The sequence below is a fragment of the Flavilitoribacter nigricans DSM 23189 = NBRC 102662 genome (genome assembly GCF_002646595.1).
Lineage (GTDB): Bacteria > Bacteroidota > Bacteroidia > Chitinophagales > Saprospiraceae > Flavilitoribacter > Flavilitoribacter nigricans.
In genome coordinates this window covers 191,563-199,903 of the sequence record NZ_PDUD01000033.1, presented here as the reverse complement: position 1 = coordinate 199,903, position 8,341 = coordinate 191,563, and the positions used below count along the sequence as shown (strand labels likewise).

7 protein-coding genes are annotated in these 8,341 nt (G+C 52.6%); 1 reads left to right on the top strand and 6 read right to left on the bottom strand.

Translation table 11 applies throughout. The annotated features are described in order from the left end of the window. Positions 1–300: 300 nt before the first annotated feature. A complete protein-coding gene (locus CRP01_RS28375) occupies positions 301–2,715 on the bottom strand; it encodes a glycoside hydrolase family 95 protein (RefSeq protein WP_099153443.1) in 2,415 nt (804 codons plus the stop codon). Positions 2,716–2,896: 181 nt separating this feature from the next. Between CRP01_RS28375 and CRP01_RS28370 the strand changes: the two genes are divergently transcribed. Beyond that, positions 2,897–4,234: an alpha-L-fucosidase gene (locus CRP01_RS28370; RefSeq protein ID WP_099153442.1), complete on the top strand. Its 1,338-nt coding sequence runs from the start codon at positions 2,897–2,899 to the stop codon at positions 4,232–4,234. Positions 4,235–4,353: 119 nt separating this feature from the next. On the opposite strand, the gene CRP01_RS28365 is transcribed toward CRP01_RS28370, so the two are convergent. From CRP01_RS28365 to CRP01_RS28345, 5 genes are all read right to left on the bottom strand, one after another. Beyond that, positions 4,354–5,112 (bottom strand): MotA/TolQ/ExbB proton channel family protein, encoded by a 759-nt coding sequence (locus tag CRP01_RS28365; protein ID WP_099153441.1) that lies wholly within the window; start codon positions 5,110–5,112, stop codon positions 4,354–4,356. A gap of 119 nt (positions 5,113–5,231) precedes the next feature. After that, the gene (locus tag CRP01_RS28360) at positions 5,232–6,098 is read right to left on the bottom strand and encodes a hypothetical protein (protein ID WP_099153440.1); all 867 of its coding nucleotides are present in this window, start codon (positions 6,096–6,098) and stop codon (positions 5,232–5,234) included. Further along, on the bottom strand, positions 6,098–6,391 hold the full coding sequence (locus tag CRP01_RS41980) for a hypothetical protein (protein WP_143473564.1): 294 nt from the start codon (positions 6,389–6,391) through the stop codon (positions 6,098–6,100). Before CRP01_RS41980 ends, CRP01_RS28360 begins: the two co-directional genes overlap by 1 nt. Before the next feature lie 60 nt (positions 6,392–6,451). Then, complete coding sequence (locus CRP01_RS28350; RefSeq protein WP_099153438.1) at positions 6,452–7,195, bottom strand: porin family protein; 744 nt, start codon at positions 7,193–7,195, stop codon at positions 6,452–6,454. 170 nt (positions 7,196–7,365) lie between these two features. Next, positions 7,366–7,896, bottom strand: a complete 531-nt coding sequence (locus CRP01_RS28345; RefSeq protein ID WP_099153437.1) for a hypothetical protein — start codon at positions 7,894–7,896, stop codon at positions 7,366–7,368. Positions 7,897–8,341: the final 445 nt, after the last annotated feature.

Here is an 8,341-nt window from a genome sequence, read left to right as displayed (position 1 = left end):
TGGGACCGTATAGACCTAGAATCATCAATCTTCGGATTTACAACTCCACAAGGGAAACGGCCAATAGCCAAATTTTATATCGAAGACTATCTCCTGGAGAATTTACAGGGACGGCCTACCCAAAATCATCAAAATTGAGCAGTATTTTCCAAAGGAGGAATTGATATTCCACTATAAAAAACCGGATATATCAAATTACTGTTCAACGACTTGCAACACTTCAACACCGCAACACCTCAAAACATTTCCACATTCAAACATTCAAACATTCAAACTTTAGCACATCAAAGCACAAAAAAATTAACCACCAAACTCCAACTCCGCCACATCCCCCACAGCAATATCCACCTCCTGCACCTGATCACCGTATTGTACCCGGGATTTTCCGGCCCGATCCGCCTTAATATGGGCCCGGAGGAGTTGACCATTTTCCCATTCCAGATCCACTGTGTAGCCGCCGCGAGCCCGGAGACCTCGGACCCAGCCGTTCGACCAGGCGGCGGGCAAAGCCGGCAACAGGTGGATCACCCCGGCGTGGCTCTGCAATAACATTTCCGCCACTCCCGCCGTGTATCCGAAGTTGGCATCCATTTGGAAAGGCGGATGCTGGCCGAACAAATTGGTAGAAGTACTTTTTGAAATGACCGTCTCCAGACTGTGTTTGGCTTTCGCTGCCTCCTGCAAACGCGCGTACTGCAGGATCAGCCAGGCGGCGCTCCAGCCGGTATGGCCGCCACCGTTGGCGATCCGATGATCCAGCGATTTTCCGGCCGCCGCCGCCAGTTCGGGCGTTTGTAGAGAAGAGATCTGAGCACCCGGATGCAGCGCGAACAGATGGGAAATATGGCGATGCCCCGGTTCTACTTCTTCCCATTCCTCGGCCCATTCCATCAGGCGACCGTCCGAACCGATGCTCGGACCGGCTAATTGTCCGCGGGCCTGAGAGATAGCGGCGGTGAGTTCCGTATCCAGTTCCAATACTTCTGCGGCCTGCAGGTAATCGGAAAACAACTGCCAGATCACCTGCTGATCGTGGGCGGGGCCCATACTGATCTGGCTGCGACTGCTGTCCGGAGCGATAAAGGTATTTTCCGGAGAAACGGCCGGACCCGACACCAGTGCTCCCGTTTCGGGATGAGGCACCAGCCAGTCCAGATAGAAACGCGCGGAACCTTCCAGGACCGGGAACATATTTTCCAGAAATTGCCGATCGCCGGTAAAACGGTAATGCTCCAGGATGTGCTGACACATCCACGCGCCCGCTCCGGTATGCATGCCCCAGGAGGCCGCCTCACCCGGGGAGGTATAGCCCCAGACATTGGTGATGGGATGGACCACCCAGCCTTCCGCGCCGTAATGGATGCGGGCCGTTTTACTACCTGGTTCCGTCAGGGAAGCCAGGAGATCGAAATAAGGCAAATGCATTTCAGAGAGATTGGTCACCTCCGCCGGCCAGTAATTCATTTCGATGTTGACGTCTGTGTGGTAATCCCCATTCCAGGGCGTTTGCAGTTTATTGGACCAGATGCCCTGCAAATTAGCCGGCAGCGTACCCGGCCGGGAGGAGGAGATCAGCAGGTATCGGCCGTATTGGAACATCAGGGCTTCCAAATAAGGGTCCCGCTGCGTATCCTTGTAGGCCGCCAGCCGGGCATCCGTGGATATGCGTTGCAGGCTATCCTGCGGATTCAGGGCAATTTGCAGCCGGTCGTAATACTGATCGTACTCGGCTTTATGATCGGCTAGTAAGGATTCGTAGGATTTGGCGGCGGCCGCATCGATATTTTGTTGGGTCAGCGCTTCGTAATCACGGCCGCTGAATTCCGGATCATTCAGTTGATAATCCGTAGAGGCGCTCAGGAGGAGGACCACTTCATCCGCATTGCTAACGGTCAGTGTGGTATCCTGGTAGCTGACTTCCCCGCCCTGAGTCAGGGCCTTTACTCGTATCACGTACTCCAAACCATTACCACCTTTGCCGTCATTCAAACTACCGCGCATGACAAGTTGATCCCGTTCGGCTGCGGTCAGGAAACGTTCCGGCCGGTCCAGCGTGCAGTGAAAGGAGATCTTGCCGGCCTGATCCGCCGTAAATCGGGCCACCATCACCTGATCCGGCTGGCTGGTGAAAATTTCCCGCTGGTATTGCACGCCATCCAGTTCGTAGCTCACCCGGGCGACGGCATCCTGCAGATCGAGTTCCCGCTGATAATTCTGATAGGCTCCGTCCGTACCGAAATCCAGATGCAGATCCCCGAGCGTCTGGAACGAACCGAAAGGTACGGTACTGCCATTGCCGTGGCCGGAGCCCGCGCCTTTACAGACCTGCGTCTGCTGGGTGAGCGCACTGGCTTCCCGGTATTTTCCGGCAAAAAGCAACTGCCGGATCGAATCCAGCGCTTCCCGGGCGGCGGGATTATCATTATCGTCCGGACTACCGGACCACATACTCTCTTCGTTGAGTTGCAAACGTTCCTGGTGTACATCCCCGAAGACCATGATGCCGAGGGAACCGTTTCCCAGCGGCAGGGCGCTCAGCCAGTGCGGGTCATCTTTCCAGCCGTTCTTATCGTCGGCCAGCGTGGCATCTGCCGGCTGATCGTACCATAATTTATATTCCGGGCCGGCCGGCTCCGGGGCGATATCCCCGCAGGCGGTCAGGCCGGTGATGAAAAGGGTAAGGAGGATCAGGACTGGTGTAAGTTGGTCTTTCATAGTATTGAATGGTTGCTTTCCGGCAAGATATTCAAAAGACCGTATATTGACGCGATCGATCGGGGTTTGATGACTGTATGCAGATCAAGTTTCCCAGCTGGGGGAGGCGGCGATCCTAAACGGTTATCATATACCTACCGTCGACCGATAATTAAGGACGAATTAAACTTAGAAGAATACTATGAGCTATCGATCTTTATTCCTGTTAATCTGTCTATGCAGTTTTCTGCCGGATACTATCCGGAGCCAGGAAAAGGCGGACCCGGAGTTTGCCGCCCGTATGCAGTGGTTCAAGGATGCTAAACTGGGCATTTTCATTCACTGGGGCATTTACGCGGTAGACGGGATAGACGAATCCTGGTCGTTCTACAATGGGTATTTGTCTTACGAGGACTACATGAAGCAACTGAACGGATTTACCGCCAAAAATTACGACCCGGATTACTGGGCGGATCTCATCCAAAAAAGCGGGGCCAAATACACGGTCTTGACCACCAAACACCACGACGGCGTGGCACTCTGGGATACGGAGCAGAGCGATCTCAATGTAGTGGATAAAACGCCGGCCGGCCGCGATCTCGTTGCGCCTTTTGTCGACGCTATCCGTAAACGGGACCTGAAAATGGGGCTCTACTATTCGCTGCTGGACTGGTCGGATCCCAATTATCCCAATTTTACCCGTAATCAGAAACGCTACGAAAACGATCCCGCTAAATGGGACCGCTTTGTAAAATTCAATTTCGGCCAGCTTCGGGAGTTATCCACCCGCTTTAAGCCGGACCTGTACTGGTTTGACGGCGACTGGGAGCAATCCGCCGAAAAGTGGAAGGCCGCCGCCCTCCGCGATTCGCTGCGGCACTGGTCGCCCAGTGTGATACTCAATTCCCGGCTACAGGGTTACGGGGACTATGCTACGCCGGAGCAGGGGCTGCCGATCGTGCCGCCCAGTGAACCTTACTGGGAACTGTGCATGACCACCAACGATTCCTGGGGCTATCAGTACAACGATCACAACTTTAAGACGGTCAACCAGGTGATCCGTATTTTTATCGATTGTCTGAGTATGGGGGGAAATCTGCTGTTGGATATCGGTCCGAAAGCGGACGGTACCATTCCTTCGGAACAGGTCGAGATCCTCGAAGGTCTGGGGCGCTGGACCAAAAAACACCAGGATGCCATCTACGGCACGGAGGCAGGTATTCCGCCGGGGCATTATTACGGACCTACCACCCTGTCCAAAGACAAGACGATGCTTTATCTATTCGTACCGCACCGGCCGAACGGACCATTGGTCGTAAAGGGATTGAAGAACAAGATCAACCGGATCTGGGTATTGGGGAACGGTACCAAACTGAGCCATAAGATCGTCGGGAAGGCCTACTGGAGTTCCGTACCGGGTCTGTGTTATATCGACCTGCCGGAAGAAGCGCTGGATCCGGAAGTGACGGTACTGGCCGTTTTACTGGACGGCCCGGTGGAATTGTACCGAGAGCGGGGACAGGTGATCGAGAGCAATTAACGAAGGGCGTTGACCGCTCTATAAATAAAAAGTCGTAAGCTGGCAGGTCTCGAATAAGCGCCCAAAAGGCTCATCATTCTCCAAGCTGCGGCTTACGACTAAAATGACATGATATATAATTAAGCAGCTTTATAGATCCTACTGATCAAATTGTCGATCACGTACGATTTGGTTCTGGAATAGAACGTATCCAGATCTTCCAGATAGCGGTGGTAGAAAAAGTTAAGGATCAGACCTACCAACAGGGCTACCAGGGTCGTATCGAAAGCCATATTCAGGTGCTGGGTAATGGTCGGCATGCCTTCCGTCGTTTTGGCCAGGTGGGCCATACCGATGGAAGTGGACAAACCGAGCAGCGTACCGATAAAACCCAGAGAGATAATGGCGCTCAGCAGATAACGGATCTTCTCCAGCTGGCCGTCCATCTCCTCCTTGCTGGTGTCGACCTGAGAATTGAATACCTGCAGCGTCTCACTCACCGACTGATCATTCCGATACTGCGTACAGGCTTTTTTGATAAAATCCGCTACCAGAAACTGGTTGCCGTTCTGCTCCATCTGGATGGTGTTCAACTTGATGGTGGCTACTTCCTCCGGTGACAGTACCAGCTGGTCTTTAACCGGCAGCAGGCCCAGATTGAAACCATTATATTGCTGGCGGATAAATTTCCGCTTTTCGATCAATTCAAAAATACTGTAGAAAAATACCGCGTAGATCGCCGCCTGGATGTATCCGCCGTAGGAACCGCCCAGGGCTTCCATAAACCGCTGGATGCCCGGCGAGCCGGAAAACAGGTTACCGAGTACGATCAGCAATAACCACACACCGGCGGCCAGTAAAACGCTAAATACCAGTTGAATGGATTTTGACTTGAACATGATTGATTTATTTTTTAGTGAATGCCGATAATCGCGGCATGTATTTTTTTGGATTAAAATTTGAAGCGGGCTGCAGTCCGGAGCGGAAGATCAGTTCCGTTTCGGATCCGTGCACCGTGCTATCGACTGAACGAATACGATCCGTCCGCTTTCACCTGTACTTTACCGATCAGGACTTTGTCCTCGGTGATGCGCAGGGTTTTGCTAAAGTTCTCGCCGCGTTCTTCGCCTTTCTTATTTTTCGTATAGATCAGGCCGCGTACCGGAATACTCGTCCGGTTCTTGGCGCTGGCCTTAAAGTGGGCGTACAGCTGGTACTCGCCGGGGATCAGGCCGTCAAACTGACGGACCGCCTCCTGGGTCGTACGCAGGTCGTTACCGAATAAGCGGTTACGGGATTTCCCGCTATCCCACTGTCCGATAGAGCGATCGCGTTTGCGGCCACCGTACACACAGTTACCATCCCTGCAAACGTAGAGATCGACGTTGTCCTGAATATCCTGCCAGGCCAGTTCGAACGAAAGATCACAGGGTACCGAAGGCGCATCTCCCCGGTATACCGGCACCGGCGGTGCGGGTTTCGGTTCGGGCTCCTGCGGAGTTGCCGGCTTGGCTTCGGGTTCGGGTTGCGGTTCTTCCCGCTGGCTCACTTTCACCGGTCTTTCGGTCGGCTTTTCGGCCGGCCGGGTCGGTTTCTCGTTCAGTACGATGATCCGTTCTTTTTCCTTGGAAGCCTCCGGCATGGTCTGGTAATCGACCACCACGGTGAAGAGCGTATCCCCCACCTGTTTTTGCCACAGGCTATCCGGCATCAGACCGAATACTTTATGATTGACCGTATCCAGATAGACCGCCATTTGTTGCACCTGAGCGGCCGAAGCCCCTCCTTTGGGCGTGATGATAAATAGAAATATCACGGCCCCTAATGCACTGGTCAGCAGATCCAGAAAGGACAAATTGAAAAATGATGAATTTCTCCGTGACATTATTGTTGCTTTTCTATTGATGGAATCGTCGATGACACTTCCGCGCTTTTTTCGGACCAGACCTCGACCTTTGCGGGACGGACCAGCGGAAACCGGCAATGAACACATTTGGTGTCCTCGCCCGGCGAATCACTGCCACAGTTGCGGCAAAGCACTTTTACGATCTGGAGTACCGGCGTATTATCGCTCCGGTTCTCGCCCATCTGCCGGCGAAAGTTGCCCGACATCTGGCAGTGCTTGCACTTCTGGACATGATCGTCATTGACGGAGTTGCAGTTATTGCAGATTAACATATCGTGAAATTTTTTCCAGTTGGCCGGCCCGGGCTGCGGGCCGGCCGACTGTTGACTGACTTAATACCGATCTCCGAATGAGAAGTGACGCTCGTAGCCAAGGGTGAAGATCGTGGAACGATTCATCTGATCGCCATCGTAGGCGGAGAAGAAATCGTTGGCGTTCTTATACCGCTTGCCGTAAGAATCGGTCAGACCGGAATCCCAGGTCACGTTGAAAGTCAGTTTGCTGTTCTTGTCCACCTTGAACACCATACCCGGAGAGAACTGAAAACCGACCTGTAACGGTTTGTAGTCTTCGTTCACCCCTTTACCGAATTTCACCTGGTAGTTACTGGTTTCCAGGTCTTCGCTACCGAAGTATTCAATCTCCTCGTCGATCTTTCCACCCAAACCGAAGTTGAGGGAAGGGCCGATCGCTACGGAAAGTCCGAAACGGTCACCGAAATATTTCCGGTAACCCAACAGGATCGGTACGGAAACGAAATGCAGTCGTTCGCGGGCGGTAAAGAAACCGACGCCGCTCTCGTCTTCAAAGTTATCGGTAGAATAAGTGCTACCTTTCTGAACGTACTGCAGCCCACTACTCAGGGTGAAGTTCTTGATCTCCACACCGAAGGTGAGGCCGGCGTTCACGCCGAAAAGCGATTCCACGCCCGGGTACAGTTCGGACAGGTCACTGGTATATCTGAATTTGGATAAGTTGCCGCCGGCTTGCCCACCGATAAAGGCCGAACTCTGGGCCTGAACGGCTACCGTACCAACACAAAGGCAAGCGAGGAGGGTAATCATTAGCTTTTTCATAAGGGCTTTGATTGAGGGTTTACGATTGAAGATGAATGTTCCGAACTGGTTTTTCGATTGAATTCAGGTGCATCCATCCTCAGGCGTAAACCGGATATTGAATTAATTTTTGAGGGAATTATTATTGCAATTCTGGTAAAAAGGGAGCGGGCACGATCACCCGCTTTCGGCTAATGTTTTCCGCCTTTACCCTTGCCTTTACCTTTTTTATGCTTGTTCTTATTCTTGTGCCATCCCAGGTGGCGTCCTTTGCCGGGGTGATCGCAGTGCTCATCGTGGTAATCACCGTGGGAACGACCGTTGACGGCGCGATCTCCGCGCTGATCTCTTTTGGTACGATCTCCGGTGGGATACGGATAGCGACGCTCGGTACGCGGATAACGGTTCTCCGTTTCCGGGTAACGTTTGCGATCCTGGCGCGTTGAGGGTTCCCGACGGGTAGTGGTCGGCTCCTGGCGACGGTCCGGATAGGTACGGCCGCCCGTTTCGGTACGGCTGGGGGTAGAAGTTCTATCGGTACTGGTTCCGGTACGGGTGCGCTCGTTGCGCGGCTCCGTTTCCGAAGTTTCGTTTTTATCTTTTTTCAGGACCACTTTAGGCTGATCCTTTCCTCCCTTACGGGAAACCTGTGCATTGGCTTGTTGACTGCTGAGCAGGAGGCACAATACCCCCATGCACGCAAGAGACAGTAGCTGCTTCATGGCAATTAATTTTTACAAATTGTCGATTGACAAGCGTGTTAAAAAATTGGGGTTCTGTGAATACGGATTGGATTATCAACAGCCACCTTTCGGTCGGCAAAGCGTTAGGGTGTTATTGACGGAGAACGGTAATGGCGCGGCACTTTGGTTTTCAGCTATCAAACTGATCAATTGGGGCGACCGGATGTTTTGCCCTTTGGCAGTTCCGGTTTTGGTTTGGTTTTTTGGGGTTACCCGCTAACCATTACCGTATCGTCGACACAAAGATTGAAAAAGCGCCTGTTAATGTCTGTTATGGCTGCGTTATTCAGACGTTAATCAATTAAAGCAATTCGTAATATTCTATTAAGGGAGGCCTTTTTTTCTTAAGGAAATCACAAGAAATCCTGGACAGGAGGGCGTTAAAATGCCCGATAGACGGGTAAAATCCCCCGGTGTAGTCGTA

Coding starts and splice junctions, on each gene's coding strand:
- CRP01_RS28375 (WP_099153443.1), bottom strand. CDS start 2,715: ATGAAAGACCAACTTACACCAGTCCTGATCCTCCTTACCCTTTTCATC.
- CRP01_RS28370 (WP_099153442.1), top strand. CDS start 2,897: ATGAGCTATCGATCTTTATTCCTGTTAATCTGTCTATGCAGTTTTCTG.
- CRP01_RS28365 (WP_099153441.1), bottom strand. CDS start 5,112: ATGTTCAAGTCAAAATCCATTCAACTGGTATTTAGCGTTTTACTGGCC.
- CRP01_RS28360 (WP_099153440.1), bottom strand. CDS start 6,098: ATGTCACGGAGAAATTCATCATTTTTCAATTTGTCCTTTCTGGATCTG.
- CRP01_RS41980 (WP_143473564.1), bottom strand. CDS start 6,391: ATGTTAATCTGCAATAACTGCAACTCCGTCAATGACGATCATGTCCAG.
- CRP01_RS28350 (WP_099153438.1), bottom strand. CDS start 7,195: ATGAAAAAGCTAATGATTACCCTCCTCGCTTGCCTTTGTGTTGGTACG.
- CRP01_RS28345 (WP_099153437.1), bottom strand. CDS start 7,896: ATGAAGCAGCTACTGTCTCTTGCGTGCATGGGGGTATTGTGCCTCCTG.